This is a genomic window from Providencia sp. wls1922 (assembly GCF_009706505.1).
Lineage (GTDB): Bacteria > Pseudomonadota > Gammaproteobacteria > Enterobacterales > Enterobacteriaceae > Providencia > Providencia lanzhouensis.
Genome location: NZ_WLUG01000109.1, coordinates 35,359 through 54,749, shown reverse-complemented (window position 1 = coordinate 54,749; position 19,391 = coordinate 35,359). Strand labels below are relative to the sequence as shown.

The following is a 19,391-nucleotide window of genomic DNA, read 5'->3' as shown; positions in this document are numbered from 1 at the left end:
CCCTCTTTGTCATCAACCTCAGGGAGGTTATTAGCCTCCCTATCTTAACTCTCCCTATCACAAATTCAGTCAGTCCTATTCCGAATTTATGATTTACGCCGGAACTTTTTCCGTTATAGAAATAAAGTCCATCATCGCTTCCACCGTTGGTCCATCCACACAGTAGTGTGTGAACTCATCGGTTTCACTGTTCGATGCCATAGTTACACCAGCTTTGCGGTAATTCATACTGGAAGGGACAGTTTTCCCTGCGGAGCTGTGCACTTCCGTTAGACCAATTTCCATAAACTTGGTCATATTTGCCAACCGAACCCCCGCACCAGCCATAATGATTGGACCATTAATTTCACGGCTTTTTTCGTGCAACTCTTTCAGTAGCGGCAAACCTAACTCAGCACTTTGTTGCTGACCGGATGTTAAAATACGTGCCACCCCAAGGTTTTTAAGTTGCTCTAATGCCAGTAACGGATTGATACACATATCAAAAGCACGATGGAAAGTAATCTCCATTCCATTCGCAATTTCCATTAAGGTCTGCATCCGTTCGATATCAATGCGCCCTTCTGTATCTAAGATCCCCACCACTGCGCCGGGAAACCCCATCTCCTTGATCATCTGTAAATCTTCACGGATCACATCAAATTCACTCACGTTATAGCAGAAATCGCCACCACGAGGACGAATAATGGGATGAACAGGTATATGAAGTTTCTCTCTCGCCAGTTTTAAATAGCCGTAGCTTGGTGTTAGCCCCCCATCTGCTGCCCCCGAACAGAGCTCAATGCGATTTGCACCATATTCTTGCGCGACTTCGGCGCATTCTATACCAAAACAGCAAATTTCCAGTTTCGCCATGAAGATCTCCAAAATGGTCATAAGCTCAGTAGAATATGAGCTGAAAATTGAGGGCCAAAACGTGCTTTTTATTAGGCATTCAACTAACTATGCCACTTTTTGTTAAATGTTATCTGCGTGATATCACACCATTTAGAGTTGGCTCTAAATAATGATCAATAACGTTAATTGCATCACTTATTTTTCGCTTTCAACGATGTTTCTAAGGGAAAATGGGTGATATTTGAGGGTAATTAAGCCGTTTGTCACGGCCAAAGTCGGATTTGTCAGTCTTTCTTGCTGACCTTTAGGTTGGCTCACTTTATAGGAGTAGCCCTCCGGTAGTGTGTCCGGTAATAAACGACGCGCTGTCTCTTCCAATAATTCTGGCGCGACATCAATGACCATTTCAATATGTTCCCAGCTCTCTTGAGGATAGATTTTATCTTTTGGAAAAGGCAGCTCGATAATATAAACATCCTGCCCAGCAACTTGAATGGGCTTTTTCAGGTCATAAAGACGAATTGGGCGACCGTTAATCAAGTTATCTGAAAGTAACTCGGCGCATTGCAATAGCCCATCATGCCAACGCTCTGCGGTTTCCTGATGATGGCAACGTACAGAAATATGGTCAATCACATAATCTGTCAAAGATAAGCCGAGTGCGTGCGCCATTGCCGTCACTTTTTTTTCAAAATAAGGTAGGTCACACCACAAATCATTTAACTGAGGGATTTTATCGAAATCTAACATTCACATAACTCTATTGATAAAAAACAAAGATAATAAAAAGTGAAACAAGTGCCAGACTGTAGCACGACTCCCCCAAAATATGGTATAAAACCTGCCGTTTTTTCTCTTCCACCTTTTAGTTACGCCCATGAAATGGCACAATGCGGTAACTATGTTCGTTATTTAAGGTAATCCGGTGAATATTCAGGCTATTCTTTCAGATAAAATCAGTGCTGCAATGCTAGCAGCGGGAGCTCCAGAAGGCTGTGACGCCCTTGTTCGTCAATCAGCTAAAGCGCAATTTGGTGACTATCAGGCTAACGGCGTGATGGGAGCTGCGAAAAAAATGGGTCTGCCTCCCCGACAACTGGCCGAGCAAATTGTCAGCCAATTAGATCTCGAAGGTATCGCATCTAAAATTGAAATCGCCGGTCCCGGTTTCATCAACATTTTTATCGACCCAACATGGATTGCCACTCACGCAGAAAACGCGCTGACCAGCGACCGTTTAGGCCTAGCACCAGTTAAAGCCGAAACCATCGTGATTGACTACTCCGCGCCTAACGTTGCAAAACAGATGCACGTTGGTCATTTGCGCTCCACGATTATTGGTGATGCTGCAGCACGTACCCAAGAGTTTATCGGTCACAAAGTAATCCGCGCTAACCACGTGGGTGACTGGGGCACACAATTTGGGATGCTGATTGCTTACTTAGAAAAAGTGCAAAATGAAGATGCCAGCGATATGGCGCTTTCAGACCTCGAAGAATTCTATCGCGAAGCGAAAAAACATTACGACGAAGATGAAGACTTTGCCGTTCGTGCCCGTGGTTACGTGGTGAAACTACAATCTGGTGATGAATACTGCCGTAAAATGTGGCGTAAACTGGTTGATATCACCATGCAACAGAACCAAGAAACTTATCGCCGTTTAAACGTCACGTTAACGGAAGACGATGTGATGGGTGAAAGCCTGTATAACAGCATGCTACCAGGCATCGTTGCTGACTTAAAAGCCAAAGGTTTAGCCGTAGAAAGCGAAGGTGCAACCGTCGTTTTCCTCGATGAATTCAAAAACAAGGAAGGCGAACCGATGGGCGTTATCGTCCAGAAGAAAGATGGCGGTTTCCTGTACACCACCACCGACATCGCCTGTGCAAAATACCGTTATGAAACCTTGCATGCGGATCGCTCTTTGTATTACATCGACTCCCGCCAGCATCAACATTTAATGCAAGCTTGGACTATCGTCCGTAAAGCGGGCTATATTCCAGAATCCATGGCGCTTGAGCACCATATGTTCGGAATGATGCTAGGAAAAGACGGTAAGCCATTCAAAACCCGTTCAGGCGGTACTGTTCGTCTGTCCGACCTGTTAGATGAAGCCGTTGAACGCGCCCAAACGCTAATCCGTGAGAAAAACCCGGATATGGCGGAAGAGGAATTACTGAATCTTGCAAATGTCGTGGGTATCGGCGCGGTTAAATATGCTGACCTGTCTAAAAACCGTACCACTGACTACATTTTCGATTGGGACAATATGTTAGCCTTTGAAGGTAACACCGCGCCATATATGCAATATGCCTATACCCGCGTTGCCTCTATCTTCAAAAAAGCAGACATTACCGAAGCAGATTTAACCCTGCCAATCGTATTAGAAGCGCCACACGAAATGGCATTAGCAACACGTTTAATGCAGTTTGAAGAGACAATCTTAACGGTTGCACGTGAAGGTACGCCACACGTTATGTGTGCTTATCTGTATGACTTAGCGGGTCTGTTCTCTAGTTTCTATGAACATTGCCCTATTTTGTCCGCAGATACCGATGCACAGCGTCAAAGCCGTTTAAAACTGGCTTTATTAACGCAAAAAACCCTAAAAGCGGGTCTGGATACGTTAGGTATCGAAACCGTCGAAAGAATGTAAGTTTTATTCTTTTGTTTAAAGCCCACTTCGGTGGGCTTTTTACTTTTCACTTCTCACGCCCCCCTTTCCCCTCTCTTTTTTGCACTATTTTTGAGCAATTTTTTGTAATCAATAGACAGCTTGCACTTAATTGGTGAGCAACCTCTCATTATTTCTCCCCATTTCAATCCATTACACCCTAAAAAACAGAAATTTAACATTTGGCACGATGCTTGCTTTATCTCTTTTGCCTTTTCAAAAAGACAGGGGGATTTATGAAGTACATCATCGCAATTATTAAACCGTTCAAATTAGAAGATGTTCGTGAAGCACTCACTGAATTAGGAATACAAGGGATGACCATCTGTGAAGTCAAAGGATATGGCAGACAGAAAGGTCACGCGGAGCTTTACCGTGGTGCGGAATATGAAGTGAGTTTTCTACCCAAAACCAAAATGGAAATCGCTATCAGCGATGACCTACTGGAACCCGCTCTCGATGCGATCATTCGTACCGCAGATACGGGGAAAGTGGGGGATGGAAAGCTGTTTGTTTTTGAACTTCTACAAGCTGTTCGCATTCGTACCAGCGAATCCGGCGATGACGCACTCTAAGGGAGATAAATAATGAGACGATTATGGTTACCTGCCGCACTCTTCGCCTTAAGTTATTTCGCACTTCCCGCCTATGCGTCGGAAGTGAATGCCGTTGATAAAGCCGATAACGCCTTTATGTTGATCTGCACAGCGTTGGTATTTTTTATGACCATCCCCGGCATTGCACTGTTTTATGGCGGATTATTACGCAGCAAAAACGTGTTATCGCTGATCACCCAAGTAATGCTGATTTTTAGTGTGGTGATTATTCTTTGGTTTGTATTCGGCTATAGCCTCGCTTTCACCGCAGGAAATAAAATCTTTGGGGATGGCTCTTTAACGTTTCTAAGCGCGATGTCCATCGACGATTTATCGGGTTCCATTAATCGATATATCCATGTTGCCTTCCAAGGCTCATTTGCGGTTATTACCCTCGCATTAATTGTCGGAGCACTAGGAGAACGCGTGCGTTTCTCTGCACTTCTTATTTTTACCGTGATTTGGTTTACGTTCTCTTATGTACCTATCGCGCATATGGTGTGGGCTGAAGGTGGATGGCTGGCGGATGATGGCGCTCTCGATTTTGCAGGCGGAACCGTGGTGCACATTAACGCCGCTGTCGCTGCATTGGTCGGTGCCTATTTGCTGGGTAAACGTAGTGACTACAGCCAAGTGGTGCTAAAGCCCCATAACTTACCGATGGTCTTTATGGGTACCGCTGTACTGTATATTGGGTGGTTTGGCTTTAACGCAGGCTCCGCAGGCAGTGCCAATAATATTGCCGCACTGGCGTTTATTAACACAGTGATTGCCACGGCTGGCGCTATCCTTTCATGGACATTTACTGAGTGGTTATTGAGAGGAAAACCCTCCATGCTTGGAAGCTGCTCCGGTTGTATCTCTGGATTAGTCGCTATCACACCTGCGGCCGGTACTGTTGGTCCTATTGGTGCACTTGTTATTGGTGTTGTCGGGGGAATTATTGGGCTTTGGGGCGTTGTCGTCTTAAAACGTTGGTTAAAAGCCGATGATGTGTGCGATGTTTTTGGTATCCATGGCACCTGCGGTATTATTGGTTGCATACTCACAGGCGTATTTACCTCGACGCTGTTTGGGGGACTTGGTTATCGTGACAACGTCACGTTATCCCATCAAGTATTTGTTCAGATTGAAAGTATTGTGGTTACCATTGTATGGTCGGGTGTAGTGGCATTTATCGCCTTTAAACTAGCTGATAAGTTAGTTGGTCTGCGGGTTTCCCCAGAGGAAGAGTGCGATGGGTTGGATCTTACCACTCATGGCGAGCGTGCTTATCATCCGTAATTGTCTACTCCCCCTCGATTGAGGGGGGAGTTTGTTCGATGTAAAGCTAATACATATGCGAATTAAGAACTACGCAATACTGCGCTTCATAAAGTCACGCGGGCGGAAGCCTAATACATACAGCGCCACAAAGTAGCTCCCTGCTCCAATAATCACTACCCCCATCAAACGTAACATGCGCATCAGCATATTGCCGTCTTGCCACGGTGGCATAAAGTGTAGTACGCCAAATAGCACCACAACCATCACCGCCAAGGCAACAAACAATTTAACTAAGAAACCACGCCAGCCTGCTAGCGGTTGGAAAATATCTTGCTTGCGTAACTGCCAATACAAAACACCGGCGTTAAAACACGCCGCCAGCCCAATAGACAGGGCTAGACCTGCATGTTGCAGAGGCCCAATAAAGGCTAAGTTCATTAACTGAGTCAGAATCAAAGTGACTATCGCAATTCTTACAGGAGTACGAATATTTTGGCGTGAATAGAAACCTGGCGCCAAGATTTTCACTAAGATCATCCCCGTTAAGCCCACACAATACGCCATTAATGCATACTGGGTCATCAAGGAGTCGTGAGCGGTAAATTTGTCATATTGGAAAAGCGAAACCGTTAACGCTTCAGATAGTATCGCTAGCCCTACCGCACACGGTAGTGCCAGTAATAAACATAAACGTAATCCCCAATCCATTAAATGGCGATATTCTTGGTGATTTCCGCTAGTAAAACTTTTAGAGAGCGATGGCAATAGGATGGTACCCAGTGCAACACCAAGCACCCCTGAAGGTAACTCCATTAAGCGGTCGGCATAATACATCCATGATACCGAACCTGATTGCAGGAATGAGGCGAAGATCGTGTTAATAATTAATGAAATTTGCGCGACAGAAACCCCGATAATCGCCGGTCCCATCATCTTCATTACTCGCCAAACACCACTATCGTGGAACGATAAACGTGGCAATACCAACATACCAATTTTCTTTAAATGCGGTAATTGGTAACCCAATTGCAGCACACCACCAACAAGAACAGCCCAAGCCAGAGACATAATCGGCGGGTCAAAATACGGCGCAGCGAACGCTGCAAAGAAAATCATGCTGACGTTTAATAGCGTCGGTGCAAACGCGGGTACCGAAAAGCGGTTCCACGTATTAAGGATCGCACCCGCTAAAGATGCCAATGAGATCAAGAAAATATAAGGGAACGTCACACGCAATAAATCTGTCGTTAGCGCAAATTTATCGGCATTCGTGGTAAAACCCGGCGCCGTCACATAAATGATCCACGGCGCAGCAAACATGCCGACAACCGTCACGATCGCCAATGCTAATGTAAGCATCCCCGAAATATAGGCTACAAACGTGCGCGTGGCCTCTTCGCCCTGCTGGTTTTTATATTCGGCAAGAATGGGAACAAATGCTTGAGAAAACGCCCCTTCAGCAAAAATTCGACGTAATAAGTTAGGGAGTTTAAAGGCGACAAAGAAGGCATCAGAAGCCGCTCCCGCACCAAATACACGGGCAATAATGGCGTCACGAATGAAGCCTAAAACCCGTGACATCATCGTCATCGAGCTGACTGCCGCTAAAGATTTTAATAAATTCATGATTGCTAGACTAAAAGAAGACAATCGCAGCAGTTTAACAGCGGATGGCAAAACTGACTACGATTGTAGAGTAAATGTTTAGGCTTTAGTCGACTTCCATTCATTGTCGGTTAATGCCGTTAAGACGTGGTCGCGCCATTCTCCATTAATTTCGAGATACTGCTTTGCATAACCTTCACGTTCAAAACCTAGGCGAGTGAGCAAGTTACCGCTGCGCATATTATGGGGCATGTAATTCGCCATGATGCGGTGCATGCCTTGGTGTTTTTGCATGTAACGAATAATTTGGGTTAAAGCTTCGTACATCAACCCCTGTCCCTGCCATTTTTCACCCAGCGAATAGCCCAGATAACACGCATGGAAGGAGCCGCGTAAAATATTGCTAAAATTCGCGACGCCAATCACTTCGTTTTCATCTTTATCCAGTAAAAGAAAATGAAATGCGCTACCTTGGCGATGCATTTCACTCATGGCATGTAGGCGGTTGTTCCAACCTGAAGGGTTAAAATGAGAGTTGTCACGGGTAGGTTCCCATGGGGTTAGGAACTCTTTGTTTAAGCTGTAATAGTCCGCAAGTCGGTAATTATCTCGTTCGTAGGCTAAACGGATAATCATTCTGTCTGTCATTAGACGCACTTTGGGTTCATTTGAACGATAACCAAACATCGTTAGCCCTTAATTAGTAGTGTTACCAGTCTTACTTTCGATGTTTGAATTATAACTTAAATTTATCACTTAACTAATTCAATTCTCTCTATAATTAAGTCATTTTTTGAGCAGTTGGTTTTGTTTTATTTCATGTGTCCGTAAAAAACTCACGATTGATGTTTACAGATAAACCCTAGATACTCCTATTTCGTGCTTTTCACCTTAAGCTAGAGCATTAGAAATACATAAACTAATAATACTTCAGGAACCTCCGATGTCCCTATTATATTTCGCTTTAAAATAGTTCACATTAGAGGTAGGCGGCAAGTGAGTGAATCCCTTGGAGCATACACAAGTATGTGACGAGGGCGAACGAACGTAGCCAACACCCCTATAATGGGAAATATAACGGATTTATCGATAAAAAAATATCATGGTGCATATACCATCATTCCCGCCAAACTCCTGATACTATTAATAAGAATCATTCCTTCCGTTACTATTTTTTTATGGTGTTTCATGGCGCAGGTATCACGGGCAAGAAGCCTCGGCAAATATTTCCTTTTACTCGATAATATGCTGGTTGTTCTTGGCTTTTTCGTGGTTTTCCCTTTAATTTCAATTCGCTTTGTTGAGCAGCTTGGCTGGGCAGCTGTGGTGGTTGGGTTTGCCCTTGGACTTCGCCAGTTTGTGCAGCAAGGATTTGGGATTTTTGGGGGCGCGATTGCCGACCGATTTGGTGCAAAACCGTTAATTATTATCGGGATGCTGTTGCGTGCCGCAGGCTTTGTGTTGATGGCTTTGGCTTATGATCCTTGGGTGTTATGGCTTTCTTGTATATTGTCTGCCCTTGGCGGCACCTTGTTTGACCCTCCTCGTACCGCTTTAGTGATTAAATTGACCCGCCCTTATGAGCGTGGGCGTTTTTATTCATTATTGTTTATGCAGGACAGTGCTGGCGCGGTGATTGGGGCATTAATTGGTAGCTGGCTTTTACAGTATGACTTCCACTATGTTTGCTGGGCTGGCGCGGCAGTGTTTGTGATTGCGGCTCTACTTAATGCTTGGCTACTTCCTGCTTATCGCATTTCCACCATCAAAGCCCCTATTCGTGATGGGATGCGTCGAGTCTTGAAAGACACCCGCTTTGTGACTTATGTGATCACGCTTTCTGGCTACTTTATGCTGTCAGTACAAGTGATGCTGATGTTTCCCATCGCCGTTAACGAATTGGCAGGAACTCCAACGGCAGTGAAATGGATGTACGCCATTGAAGCGGCAATTTCCCTGACACTGCTTTATCCGATTGCCCGTTGGAGCGAAAAACATTTCCGCTTAGAGCAACGTTTGATGGCAGGGTTATTTTTAATGAGCCTGAGCATGTTCCCTATCGGTATGACCACATCGGTCAATATTCTGTTTGTGTTGATTGGTATTTTCTATTTGGGGACTATCACCGCCGATCCTGCTCGTGAAACCCTGAGCGCATCCCTTGCCGACCCTCGCGCCCGTGGCAGTTATATGGGCTTTAGCCGACTCGGTCTTGCGCTAGGCGGTGCCGTTGGCTATACCGGTGGCGGTTGGATGTACGATATTGGGCACCAATGGAATATCCCTCAGCTTCCTTGGTTCTTGCTCGGCACTATTGGTTTTATCACTTTGTGGGCGCTTCATCGCCAATTTAACCGTAAAAAAATTGAAACAGTCATGTTGAGCGGGCAGTAATACGTTACACTTGGGTTATTACTGTATAAAGGAGTGATTATGAAAAACATTTTCTTGGCATCTATCTTTGGATTGCTATTTATTCTCACGGGTTGTGACAAATTAACCGAATTTACTATCAGTGAATCACAAATTAACAGTTACCTTGCGACCAAGGTTAAGTACGAAAATAATATCGGCATTACTGGATTTGCAGATGCGGATATCACCTTACATAACTTGCAATCAGAAATTGGTCGTAGCGAACCAGGCATTATTGCATTAAAAGGCGAAGCCACTGTCACAATGAATTCACTACTTGGTGCTGCGGCGGCCGATATTGCACTGACCTTAACCGCGCGCCCTGTTTTTGATGCACAAACAGGCTCTATCTATTTGAAAGAGCTGAAAATTACCCAATATAAAATTACACCAGAAAATATGGAAACCGCCATTTCCGTGGTGATCCCGTATTTAAATAGCTCCCTTGATACCTTCTTCGCGACTCAGCCTGTTTACGTGCTCAACCCTGATAACAGCGCCGCAGAAGCGACTGCGAAAAAACTCGCTAAAGGTTTAGAAATCAAACCGGGTAAATTAGTTATTCCAATGGTTGATTAATTGACCATAAATATTTTTGATTGATAAATTGATAATCTAAAAATGAAAAAAGCAACCTTTCTGATAGGTTGCTTTTTTATTGGAATGCCATTTATCTTTAATACTAAAAAGTCACTCGTAATAACTCGTTTTGTATTCAAAATCGAATTTTTCTACCCGTCCATCACTGTATGTCACCACACTGGTACATACTGTTGGGTTTTTATGATCATCATAATGGGTGCATTTTTGAGTTGTTTCGACAAACGGTTGCTGATTTTTCGTCGTATGAAACAGAATTTTAGTGACTAAGCCATTAGTGAAAAAGTATTCATTTTTTGTATTAATAACTTCATTTCCATCGAAATATGTCGTTTCTATCGGTAAAAAATGTTCACCATAAACAAACGTCGCTATCTCTTTCTTTCCTTGAGTGATCTTATTAACAAGACCATCACGATAATAATATTTCCAATCTTGCAGTTCTCCGGTTTGTAAATTGCACATCTTATCGATGCCATAACCTTTGAATTTTTGTTTATCGACTAAGTAATAAAGTTGCTTAAATTTTCTGACAATCACAAATGCTGTTTCACTGTCTCTATTGTAATAACTTAAATTATTGAGACAGCCATGGAGATTAAAAGACACAGTCACTCTTTTGCTGAGCCCTTTCTCATCGTTCATGATTTGCGTTAATTCTTTTACTTTTCCGTAAAGCGGGTCAAATTGAAATTCCGTGCTGTAATTAACCATGCGTTTATTATAGCTAGGCAGATCATTATCCACTTGTGCCAGTGCTAACGGTGAAATAAAGAGCAACATTAAGCCGTGAAGTTTTGTCGAGGTCATTGTGTCTATCCTTTTAACCTATGATGAGAGAAGACGGTTCCACACCTATCTTCTCTCAATCATCAGTCTTTAAGTGACAGTGTCACTTATTCATCACCACTCTCTGAGTCAGATTCTAACTCATCACGCAGTGCAATGACGGCATCGCGGGTAATTTGCGCTAATGTACGGTAAAACGGCGTTGTCGCGTGAGCTTCAACTTTCCCCAGAAATGCGCCATACCAGCTCAAGATATAGCTGTCGAATAGCTCTTCCTGCGCGGCGGTTTCGTCTTCAGCAGCTTGGTCTTCTAGCCATGATGCGGCTAACAGTAGCGCACCAAATGCATCCGTTGGGGCATCGGTTAAGGTCATTCCACGAGTCACAAGAAATTCGCGAATTTCCGCTTCAGTGATTTCTTCATCATAGCGGTGAGCAAAAGGTGGAACCGTTGGCTCACTACCAAACATTGATTGATAATCCGCCGTGATAGCCTTGTGATCCACTGCCTTAGCCATTCTTACCCACAGCTCATCTTGCTCCAAGGGCCATGAGGCTTTGAGCTTATCTTGAGCAATCATATCGATAAGAGGCTTCACAAGCGCATCGTCCGGAGAGCGTTGAAATAAGGTACCTAAAATACGGCAGACGATTGAGAATTCATTCATGGGTTTCTTCCTGTGGCGATTTTCCTGCAATCACTTTTTCGTGATCATGATGCGATGCAGTATACCTGAAAAAACAGAAAACCCACGCTTTGAGAAATCGAGATAAGACATCAATGATGAATAGTGACTATTTCTTAAAAAATCAGATATCTGATAACTGAAGCATCCTCAAAATAATTCGCGCTGTGGCTAGGCGTCAAACGAGGTTATCTCGGGGAGCATACAAAAGTATGTGACCCGAGTGACCGAGAGCAGACAACAACGCCACAGCGTGAAGTATGAAGAGGATTTAGTAGCCTTGGGCTAAATTAACTATCCCCTCTGGCTGCTCACCCCTTTCAATCCGCTGAATATTACTCGCAATCATATCCATCGCTTCATTCGGCAACGTAAACGCGGCAACGTGTGGCGTAATGGCGATACGTGGATGTGTCCAGAATGGGTGCATATGTGGTAGTGGCTCAGTGGCAAAAACATCGAGAGACGCCCCTGCAACTTGCCCTTTTTCTAATGCTTCCAGCAAGTCTTGCTCAATTAAGTGCGCACCTCGGGCGAGGTTAATAATATAGGCGTTCTGTTCCAGCTGGCTGAATAATTGATGATTCAAAATACCCACCGTTTCTGGCGTGCTTGGTAGCAGGTTCACAATCGCGCGGGTTCCTGATAAGAAATCCGCTAACTGGTCTTGCCCATAGTAACTTTTCACATTTGGGATCTGCTTTTCTGAGCGACTCCACGTTCTGACTTTAAGACCAAAACTGGCTAAGCGTTTTGCCACGGCTTGACCTAACGCCCCTGCGCCCATCACGCCCACCACAAACTGGTCATGGGTGTAAGCTGGCAGTTGTTTCCATTGACGCTGGGATTGTAACTGACGGTACTCATCCATACGACGGAAGTAATACAAGACTTTTGCAGCGGCATATTCTTCCATTTGAATGGCCATACCCGTGTCTTCTAAGCGCATCAGTGGAACGCCTGCCGGTAATGTTCCCGGGTTATCTTGCTCTTGCTTTAGAATCGCATCCACCCCCGCGCCTAATGCGAAGATTCCTTTTAAGTCTTGGCGACCCGCAAGGCACTCATAAGGAGGAAGCCATACCATGGCATAATCTGCCTGTTGGGTATCTCCCGGCTTCCATTGGCGAATATTGGCTTGAGGCAATCGAGCACGCATGCCATCAATCCACTGATTGGCATCAAAAAATGGATGGTAAAATAAAATATTCATGGCAACTCCTTATAGGTTTCCACCAGAGTGTGCGTAATGATGTTTATTTTCAAGTCAATACCCCATATTTATATCCATAAGATGAGGATTTTGTTAAGGAGTTAACGGAATCTGGATTAATTACTTGAAGTTTAAATAAACAATTTATTATCAATTTCTAATCAACCGTAATTTATTAAGATTAGAGAGTAACCAAATTGATTTTTATTTAGCTAAACGATAGAAAAAAGTGGATTTTTATTTAATTGGGAGTTGACGGAAGGCGCTCTTTTCCCTATAGTAGCGCCCCGTTGAAGGACAAGTTATTTATAACAAATTCTACAACCACAATTTAGAAAAACGGTGAGGTGTCCGAGAGGCTGAAGGAGCACGCCTGGAAAGTGTGTATACGGCAACGTATCGAGGGTTCGAATCCCTCCCTCACCGCCATTTCTAATCTAAGTTATTCTTCCTTAAGTAATTTCTCGTTTATCTTCCCAGAACCATCGATTTTATCAATCCCAACGCCTTGCGCATGATATTCACGACTGATTTCTTCCCATAACTCTGCGTTTTCTACACCTGCGGCTTTCGGATCAAACACCGGATCAACCCCTAATTTAGTTTGTCTTTCAAAATCACGTAACGCTCTTAAAGCGGGTTTCGATAAAAAGACAATCGCAATCAAGTTTAAGTAGCTCATACTGCCGAAGCCGATATCACCCAGTCCCCACATAATACTGACTGATTGCACGCTGCCCATAAAGACAATCACTAGGAAGACAAATTTCAAAATCAGCTTCAACACAGGGTATTTAAGCTTACGGTCAAGATAAACAATGGTGGTTTCTGCAATATAGTAGTAAGCCATAAGCGTTGTGAAGGCGAACAAGAATACCGCGATAGAGACAAACCCCGCACCCGCCGATGTAAATACCGTAGAAACTGCCATTTGAGTCCATGCAGTTCCTGCTGCCACACCTGGCACATACTCCACAAGGGCAGTCGCTGAACCATCAGGGAAAACGTTGTACATATTGGTGACTAAAATCATCAGTCCCGATGCTGTACACACAACCACGGTGTCGATATAGATAGAGAATGCTTGGATAAGCCCCTGTTTGACCGGATGGCTAACTTCTGCCGCCGCGGAACTGAACGTCGCTTCACCGGCTCCTGCCACGTTTGAAAACACGGCACGACGCACGCCCCAAGACACCGCAGTTCCCACGATCCCACCGAATACCGCATCCATTCCCATCGCACTGCGGAAAATTAAGCTGAACATGCCAGGCACGCTATCCCAATGGCTGCCCAGAATAATCACCATCATCACGATATAAGCTAATGCCATGATAGGAACAATTTTATCGGCTGCGCTCGCAATACGTTTCACGCCACCAAAAATTAACCACGCCATTAATACCGTCACTAATGCACCTGTTGCCATTGGTGGAATATTAAATGCCGTTTGGAACGAATCCGCGATGGTATTGGCTTGAATACCCGGTACCAACACACCGTAAGATAAACAGATCACTGCCGCAACAAAGATAGCAAAAGGCTTTAATTTCAATCCTTTTTCAATATAGTACGGTGAACCACCACGATATTGATCATCTGAGCGCTGCTTATAAATTTGCGCCAGTGTAGACTCAATAAAGGCGCTCGCGCCTCCAAGTAAGCCCATGACGACCATCCAGAAAATTGCGCCGGGACCACCTGCCGCAATTGCTGTTGCTACCCCTGCAATGTTACCGACCCCAACACGCCCCGATAATGCTAAACAGAAGGCTTGGAATGAGGAAATCCCGTCTTTTGATGCTTTATTTTCTTTTAATAAACAGACCATTTTGACGATGTAACGAAACTGAACACCGCGTGTTGCTAATGTGAAATAGAGACCGACACCCAGAGATAAGAATACGAGAGCATTACCCCAGATGTAACCAACGATGGTATTAACGATGGCTTCCATATGTACTCCTCGACTATTGTAATTGTATTTGTGTATTTGCAAGGGTCGAAACCTGAACCCCGCAAGGTTCAGGTCAATGTCATTTTACTGATTGATAAACCAGATAACTTTCGTTTGGGTGTATTGCTCAAAGGCTTCTAAGCCGTTGTCTTTTCCACCAAAACCTGACTGACGGAAACCACCAAATGGCGTGGTGATATTACCTTCGCTAAATCCGTTGACGGACACCGTCCCCGCATTGATACGACGTGCAATATTCATCACTCGATGGACATTTTGGCTATAAAACGATGCAGCCAATCCGTAGTGAGTGTCATTGGCTAAATTGACCGCCTCGTCATCGGTTTTAAACGATGTGACGGCTAAAATGGGACCAAAAACTTCATGTCGAAAGAGAGACATTTCTGGCGTAACGGCATCAAAGATAGTTGGTTCTATATACCATCCTGAGCCGAGGTCACTATGTATTTTTCCTCCTGTTACCAATTTTCCACCTTCTTTAACGGTGGTATCTAAAAACGATTTCACTTTTTCAAAATGCGCCTGTTCAATCATTGGACCAATAGAAACTCCTGCCTCGCGAGGGTCTCCCACTTGCCATGTTGATGTCGCCGCAGTTAACTTTTCGAGTAAGGTTTTTTTGACATTTTCATGCACAATTAAGCGAGAGCCACAGCTACAGTTTTCGCTCATATTCCAGAACGCTGCCGCCATAATATGTGGAATAGCCGCATCTAAGTCCGCATCCTCAAACACCACTTGCGGGCTTTTCCCGCCGCATTCCAAGACAATCTCTTTTAGGTTACTTTCCGCGGAGTATTTCAGGAATAAACGCCCCACTTCGGTTGAACCAGTAAACGACACCACATCCACATCAGGATGGCGTCCTAAGGCTTCCCCGACTTTCTCACCTAGTCCACACACTAAACTTAACGCACCTTTAGGGACGCCAGCTTCATAAGCCAGTTCCACCATGCGGTAGGCACTCAAGGAAGTTAATTCTGCGGGTTTAACAATCACCGAGTTCCCGACCGCCAACGCCGGTGCCACTTTCCATGCAAACATTTGAGCAGGGAAGTTCCAAGGTAGAACTGCGCCCACAACCCCAATCGGCTCATGAACAATCAGCCCCATTTCTTGGCGACCCGTTGGCGCAATTTTTCCGAACAGTTTATCGATAGCTTCCGCATACCAATAGAAGGTTTCCACCGTTGCGGGTAAGTCTGTGTGCAAACATTCCGTGATGGGTTTCCCCGCATCCACGCAGTCTAAGGCCGCCAGCTCTTCACTGTGCTTTTCAATTAACTGCGCCCAGCGCAGCATCACTTGCTTACGTTCTTGGGGAGATAACCCACTCCAGCACCCTTCTTCAAAGGTTTCTCGAGCAATATTTACGGCTGCATGAACATCTTGCGCGCTGCCATCCGCAATATAACCAATCGCGCTATTATCAATAGGCGTATAATTTTTGAGTTTGGCGCTACCACTTTGGTAGCCCGCAATTAAATTCCCCGCCCACAGTTGGCTCTGTTTTGCTCGCTCAAATATCTGCTCTTTGGTGATCAACATATGCAACCTCGCTATGGTTTGATCAGCGCAAGAAACTCATGACGTTCTTGCTGGCTAATATTTGACAGAGGCAAACGAACTGGCCCCACGTTAAAGGTGCCTTTTAAGCAACCCGCTTTGGCTTTTTGGTTATAATTACCTGACTCCATGGAATAAATGGCTGGGTAAATCTCTTGCATGATCTGCTTCGCCTTCGCCCAATCCCCTTTTTGCGATGCGTTAAAAATCGCCACTTGCTCGACAGGGAAAACATTACCTGCACCGGCAATCCAGCTTTTCGAGCCCCAGAAGAAAAAGTCCACAGGTTGGTCATCACAGCCACAAATCACTTCAAAGTTTTTAAATGGCGTTTGTAACAGATGCAGAGCGCGGCTAAAGCTGCCACTGCTCTCTTTGATAGCGACGATATTGTCGATTTCAGCCAATCTCACCACGGTATCTAACTCAATTTCGATACCAATACGGGCTGGGAAGTTATACATAATGATTGGTAGCGAGGTGGATTTCGCCACCTTTTCGTAGTGAGCATAAACGCCGTTTTGATCCGGCAGGCTGTACGGAGGCGGCGACAGCATCAACCCTTCGTAGCCCAGTTCTTTCGCTTGTGCTGCGCGTTTAATTGCGCCCTCGGTAGATAAGTCATTAATCCCTGCGATCAGTGTCACACGCCCTTTGGCAATTTTACTGACCGTGGTTAATACGGTTTTACGTTCATCTTCATTTAATGCGTAATACTCACCCGTGGTGCCGCAGACAACTAACCCAGTCACACCACTGGCGATCAGTTTTTCGGTTAACTCTGCTAACGCCGTGATATTCAATGAAAGATCATCATGAAACGGAGTGACTAACGGAACAAGGATGCCATGAAAATTCATTATAATTCTCCTGAATTAAAGAAAGCGCTTTATCGAAAAAGGCGAGCAATCGAGCGGTGTCGGTTGCCCGTGGATCATGTTATTAACGATATCTGCGGTAATTGCCGCTTGTGTTAGCCCTAAATGTTGATGCCCAAAAGCAAAAACATACGGACCTTTTTGGTCTATGACCGGTAAGGAATCTGAGATAGTGGGACGAAAACCCATCCATTCACTGGTATTCTGGCTATCCAATGGCATTTTTAGCATCGGGTTAGCTAACGGTAAAAAGTGACGAGCGCGCTGCATATTCGGTGGGCGTTTTAGTCCTGCATATTCCACCGTACCCGCAAGACGTAACCCACCGTTCATCGGCGTCATAATAAAGCGGCGATCCATACTGGAAATGGGAATTGATAAACGCCCTTTTTCATTTGGCAGCATCAAGTGATAACCGCGCTCCGTTTCTAACGGCACATTAATGCGGCTCACCATCTTCACTAACGATTTCGAAAATGCACCACCCGCAATCACCACTTTATCAGCGATAAATGTGCCTTGTGATGTGGTTAAATGAGCTTGGCTCGCCGATGACGAATCAATCGCCGTGACTTCACACTCAGTCAGGACTTTTCCCCCTAACTGTATGAATGCTTGAGTTAATCGCTCATGCATTAAGGCGAGATCCACCACATGTCCAGTCTCGGGATAGAACAATCCACCGATTTGGTTATTGGCAAGTTCAGGTTGCTGTGCCAACAGTTGGGATTGATCCCAGAATTGGTTATGCACCCCCATGCTATTTAAATACTCACCGTGGCGACGCAGTTTTTCGAGGGTCGACTGTTTCTCAGCCACCAGCAAAGAACCTTGGATTTTGACTAAATCCTCTAACTGCCACTGCTTAGAAAATGCCTGCCAAGAAGCCAATGATGCCCCATTGAGCATGGAGAGAACGTGGTGAATATGCATAAACGGTTTGTGGCGCATATTGCCCAACAATTTCAGTAACCATGGTGTGAGCGGCAATATATAACGCCAATCAATACGCAATGCGCCTAACGGGTCGAGCAACATGCTAGGAATTGATTTCAAAACGGAGGGGTCAGCCACAGGAAAAACCTGCTCCGTGGCGATATGCCCTGCATTGCCAAATGAAGCACCAGATCCAATTTGGTTTTTGTCGACCAATAAAACGCCCGTGCCTTGATTCTGGACAGATAACGCAATACTGAGCCCGACAATGCCACCACCCACCACAATCACAGAATATTTGTTATCCATTGGCTTACCTCACTCCACCGTGATCCCAAAGCGGAACGGGTCGTTTTTATCGATCAACAAGGTATTTTCGCCGCTGATATAGGCATTTCCGCGAATAGTCGGGATGATGCCATTAGCATCTGCAATCTGATAGCTAGCTTGGAATTGGCTACCGATGACACTTGCCTGACGCCAAATTTTGCCTTCCGCGAGTTTGTTGTCTGCCGCAAGACACGCCAGCTTGGCACTTGTTCCCGTACCACAAGGAGAACGGTCATAGGCACCGCCCGGGCATAAAACAAAACTTTGGCTATCCGCATCTTCGCAATGACCAAATAGTTCGATGTGGTCGATTTCTTGGTTATCTTTACCAAAAATACCTTGGTCAACAAGGGCTTGTTTGATTTTCAAACAGATTTCAGTCAGCGCCTTCGCGTTCCTATACTGGATAGCGAGTGGTGAATTTTCGACGAGGAAAAACCAGTTTCCTCCCCATGCAATATCCCCAGTCACTAGCCCAACCTCCGGCACGTTGACTTGGACGGCTTTGCGATAGCGGTATGCGTAGACGTTTTGAATGCTCACGCTACCATCTTCATGTAATTTAGCGGTCACATCCCCGACAGGGGTTTCAATTAAATGCTCCCCGTAACCTATGCGCCCTAAGTAATGCAATGATGCGACCAAACCAATGGTGCCGTGACCACACATACCTAAGTAGCCTTCGTTATTAAAGAAAATCACCCCGGCGGCAGCTTTCGGATTCACTGGTTTGCAAAGTAATGCGCCCACTAAAATGTCATTTCCACGTGGTTCTAAAATCGTTGTGCAGCGCCAATGATCATATTCCGTACGTAATTTTTGCAGGCGCGACGCCATGTCTGCATTCCCTAAATCAGGAAAACCCTCAATTACTAAACGTGTCGGTTCTCCTGCGGTATGAGAGTCAATGACTTCAATTTTCTTATATTTACTCTGCATCAGTTCATCCTTATTAATATCATTTGTTAATAGAATGCTTGATTTATGTAAACAACTCTTGATATCTTTCGAATCAACCCATG

General features: G+C 44.8%; 17 protein-coding genes and 1 tRNA gene. 6 read left to right on the top strand and 12 right to left on the bottom strand.

The annotated features are described in order from the left end of the window. Nucleotides 1–93 precede the first annotated feature (93 nt). Together cutC and GKR71_RS16210 are read right to left on the bottom strand one after the other, a co-directional pair. Nucleotides 94–855 carry a copper homeostasis protein CutC gene (gene cutC / locus GKR71_RS16215; protein ID WP_108478196.1) on the bottom strand — a complete coding sequence of 254 codons (762 nt, stop codon included), beginning with the start codon at nt 853–855 and terminating at the stop codon, nt 94–96. 177 nt (nt 856–1,032) lie between these two features. Next, the gene (locus tag GKR71_RS16210) at nt 1,033–1,587 is read right to left on the bottom strand and encodes a VOC family protein (protein ID WP_154634551.1); all 555 of its coding nucleotides are present in this window, start codon (nt 1,585–1,587) and stop codon (nt 1,033–1,035) included. A gap of 175 nt (nt 1,588–1,762) precedes the next feature. Between GKR71_RS16210 and argS the strand changes: the two genes are divergently transcribed. From argS to amtB, 3 genes are all read left to right on the top strand, one after another. Further along, a complete protein-coding gene (argS, locus tag GKR71_RS16205) occupies nt 1,763–3,493 on the top strand; it encodes an arginine--tRNA ligase (protein WP_036954545.1) in 1,731 nt (576 codons plus the stop codon). A gap of 254 nt (nt 3,494–3,747) precedes the next feature. Further along, nucleotides 3,748–4,086: a P-II family nitrogen regulator gene (locus GKR71_RS16200; RefSeq protein ID WP_036954549.1), complete on the top strand. Its 339-nt coding sequence runs from the start codon at nt 3,748–3,750 to the stop codon at nt 4,084–4,086. A 12-nt stretch (nt 4,087–4,098) separates the two neighbouring features. Beyond that, nucleotides 4,099–5,391: an ammonium transporter AmtB gene (gene amtB, locus GKR71_RS16195; RefSeq protein WP_108478197.1), complete on the top strand. Its 1,293-nt coding sequence runs from the start codon at nt 4,099–4,101 to the stop codon at nt 5,389–5,391. Between the two features lie 69 nt (nt 5,392–5,460). On the opposite strand, the gene murJ is transcribed toward amtB, so the two are convergent. Together murJ and rimJ are read right to left on the bottom strand one after the other, a co-directional pair. Next, nucleotides 5,461–6,999 carry a murein biosynthesis integral membrane protein MurJ gene (gene murJ, locus GKR71_RS16190; protein ID WP_154634550.1) on the bottom strand — a complete coding sequence of 513 codons (1,539 nt, stop codon included), beginning with the start codon at nt 6,997–6,999 and terminating at the stop codon, nt 5,461–5,463. Between the two features lie 78 nt (nt 7,000–7,077). Then, entirely contained in the window at nt 7,078–7,665 is a 588-nt protein-coding gene (gene rimJ / locus GKR71_RS16185; RefSeq protein WP_036954560.1) for a ribosomal protein S5-alanine N-acetyltransferase, read from the bottom strand. A gap of 501 nt (nt 7,666–8,166) precedes the next feature. On the opposite strand from rimJ, the gene mdtH reads away from it, so the two are divergent. Continuing rightward, nucleotides 8,167–9,372 (top strand): multidrug efflux MFS transporter MdtH, encoded by a 1,206-nt coding sequence (gene mdtH, locus GKR71_RS16180; RefSeq protein WP_036954565.1) that lies wholly within the window; start codon nt 8,167–8,169, stop codon nt 9,370–9,372. 39 nt (nt 9,373–9,411) lie between these two features. Next, the gene (locus tag GKR71_RS16175; RefSeq protein WP_036954568.1) at nt 9,412–9,972 is read left to right on the top strand and encodes a lipoprotein; all 561 of its coding nucleotides are present in this window, start codon (nt 9,412–9,414) and stop codon (nt 9,970–9,972) included. A gap of 111 nt (nt 9,973–10,083) precedes the next feature. Here the strand turns inward: GKR71_RS16175 and GKR71_RS16170 are convergent, their stop codons facing one another. From GKR71_RS16170 to ghrA, 3 genes are all read right to left on the bottom strand, one after another. Then, on the bottom strand, nt 10,084–10,803 hold the full coding sequence (locus GKR71_RS16170; RefSeq protein WP_154599320.1) for a YnfC family lipoprotein: 720 nt from the start codon (nt 10,801–10,803) through the stop codon (nt 10,084–10,086). Between the two features lie 86 nt (nt 10,804–10,889). Continuing rightward, nucleotides 10,890–11,450 carry a TorD/DmsD family molecular chaperone gene (locus tag GKR71_RS16165; protein WP_154599321.1) on the bottom strand — a complete coding sequence of 187 codons (561 nt, stop codon included), beginning with the start codon at nt 11,448–11,450 and terminating at the stop codon, nt 10,890–10,892. 289 nt (nt 11,451–11,739) lie between these two features. Then, on the bottom strand, nt 11,740–12,681 hold the full coding sequence (gene ghrA, locus GKR71_RS16160) for a glyoxylate/hydroxypyruvate reductase GhrA (RefSeq protein WP_154599322.1): 942 nt from the start codon (nt 12,679–12,681) through the stop codon (nt 11,740–11,742). A 341-nt stretch (nt 12,682–13,022) separates the two neighbouring features. Between ghrA and GKR71_RS16155 the strand changes: the two genes are divergently transcribed. Beyond that, nucleotides 13,023–13,110, top strand: a tRNA-Ser gene (locus tag GKR71_RS16155). A 13-nt stretch (nt 13,111–13,123) separates the two neighbouring features. On the opposite strand, the gene GKR71_RS16150 is transcribed toward GKR71_RS16155, so the two are convergent. From GKR71_RS16150 to GKR71_RS16130, 5 genes are all read right to left on the bottom strand, one after another. After that, nucleotides 13,124–14,638: an alanine/glycine:cation symporter family protein gene (locus tag GKR71_RS16150; protein ID WP_036954583.1), complete on the bottom strand. Its 1,515-nt coding sequence runs from the start codon at nt 14,636–14,638 to the stop codon at nt 13,124–13,126. 84 nt (nt 14,639–14,722) lie between these two features. Continuing rightward, complete coding sequence (locus GKR71_RS16145; RefSeq protein WP_036954587.1) at nt 14,723–16,207, bottom strand: aldehyde dehydrogenase; 1,485 nt, start codon at nt 16,205–16,207, stop codon at nt 14,723–14,725. Between the two features lie 11 nt (nt 16,208–16,218). After that, nucleotides 16,219–17,085 carry a 4-hydroxy-tetrahydrodipicolinate synthase gene (gene dapA / locus GKR71_RS16140; RefSeq protein WP_154609955.1) on the bottom strand — a complete coding sequence of 289 codons (867 nt, stop codon included), beginning with the start codon at nt 17,083–17,085 and terminating at the stop codon, nt 16,219–16,221. Nucleotides 17,086–17,100: 15 nt separating this feature from the next. Then, the gene (locus GKR71_RS16135) at nt 17,101–18,348 is read right to left on the bottom strand and encodes an NAD(P)/FAD-dependent oxidoreductase (protein ID WP_154599323.1); all 1,248 of its coding nucleotides are present in this window, start codon (nt 18,346–18,348) and stop codon (nt 17,101–17,103) included. A gap of 9 nt (nt 18,349–18,357) precedes the next feature. Then, entirely contained in the window at nt 18,358–19,308 is a 951-nt protein-coding gene (locus GKR71_RS16130; protein ID WP_108478206.1) for a 4-hydroxyproline epimerase, read from the bottom strand. Nucleotides 19,309–19,391: the final 83 nt, after the last annotated feature.

Coding starts and splice junctions, on each gene's coding strand:
- GKR71_RS16165 (WP_154599321.1), bottom strand. CDS start 11,450: ATGAATGAATTCTCAATCGTCTGCCGTATTTTAGGTACCTTATTTCAA.
- amtB (WP_108478197.1), top strand. CDS start 4,099: ATGAGACGATTATGGTTACCTGCCGCACTCTTCGCCTTAAGTTATTTC.
- murJ (WP_154634550.1), bottom strand. CDS start 6,999: ATGAATTTATTAAAATCTTTAGCGGCAGTCAGCTCGATGACGATGATG.
- mdtH (WP_036954565.1), top strand. CDS start 8,167: ATGGCGCAGGTATCACGGGCAAGAAGCCTCGGCAAATATTTCCTTTTA.
- cutC (WP_108478196.1), bottom strand. CDS start 855: ATGGCGAAACTGGAAATTTGCTGTTTTGGTATAGAATGCGCCGAAGTC.
- rimJ (WP_036954560.1), bottom strand. CDS start 7,665: ATGTTTGGTTATCGTTCAAATGAACCCAAAGTGCGTCTAATGACAGAC.
- GKR71_RS16130 (WP_108478206.1), bottom strand. CDS start 19,308: ATGCAGAGTAAATATAAGAAAATTGAAGTCATTGACTCTCATACCGCA.
- GKR71_RS16145 (WP_036954587.1), bottom strand. CDS start 16,207: ATGTTGATCACCAAAGAGCAGATATTTGAGCGAGCAAAACAGAGCCAA.
- dapA (WP_154609955.1), bottom strand. CDS start 17,085: ATGAATTTTCATGGCATCCTTGTTCCGTTAGTCACTCCGTTTCATGAT.
- GKR71_RS16175 (WP_036954568.1), top strand. CDS start 9,412: ATGAAAAACATTTTCTTGGCATCTATCTTTGGATTGCTATTTATTCTC.
- GKR71_RS16170 (WP_154599320.1), bottom strand. CDS start 10,803: ATGACCTCGACAAAACTTCACGGCTTAATGTTGCTCTTTATTTCACCG.
- GKR71_RS16200 (WP_036954549.1), top strand. CDS start 3,748: ATGAAGTACATCATCGCAATTATTAAACCGTTCAAATTAGAAGATGTT.
- GKR71_RS16135 (WP_154599323.1), bottom strand. CDS start 18,348: ATGGATAACAAATATTCTGTGATTGTGGTGGGTGGTGGCATTGTCGGG.
- GKR71_RS16150 (WP_036954583.1), bottom strand. CDS start 14,638: ATGGAAGCCATCGTTAATACCATCGTTGGTTACATCTGGGGTAATGCT.
- ghrA (WP_154599322.1), bottom strand. CDS start 12,681: ATGAATATTTTATTTTACCATCCATTTTTTGATGCCAATCAGTGGATT.
- GKR71_RS16210 (WP_154634551.1), bottom strand. CDS start 1,587: ATGTTAGATTTCGATAAAATCCCTCAGTTAAATGATTTGTGGTGTGAC.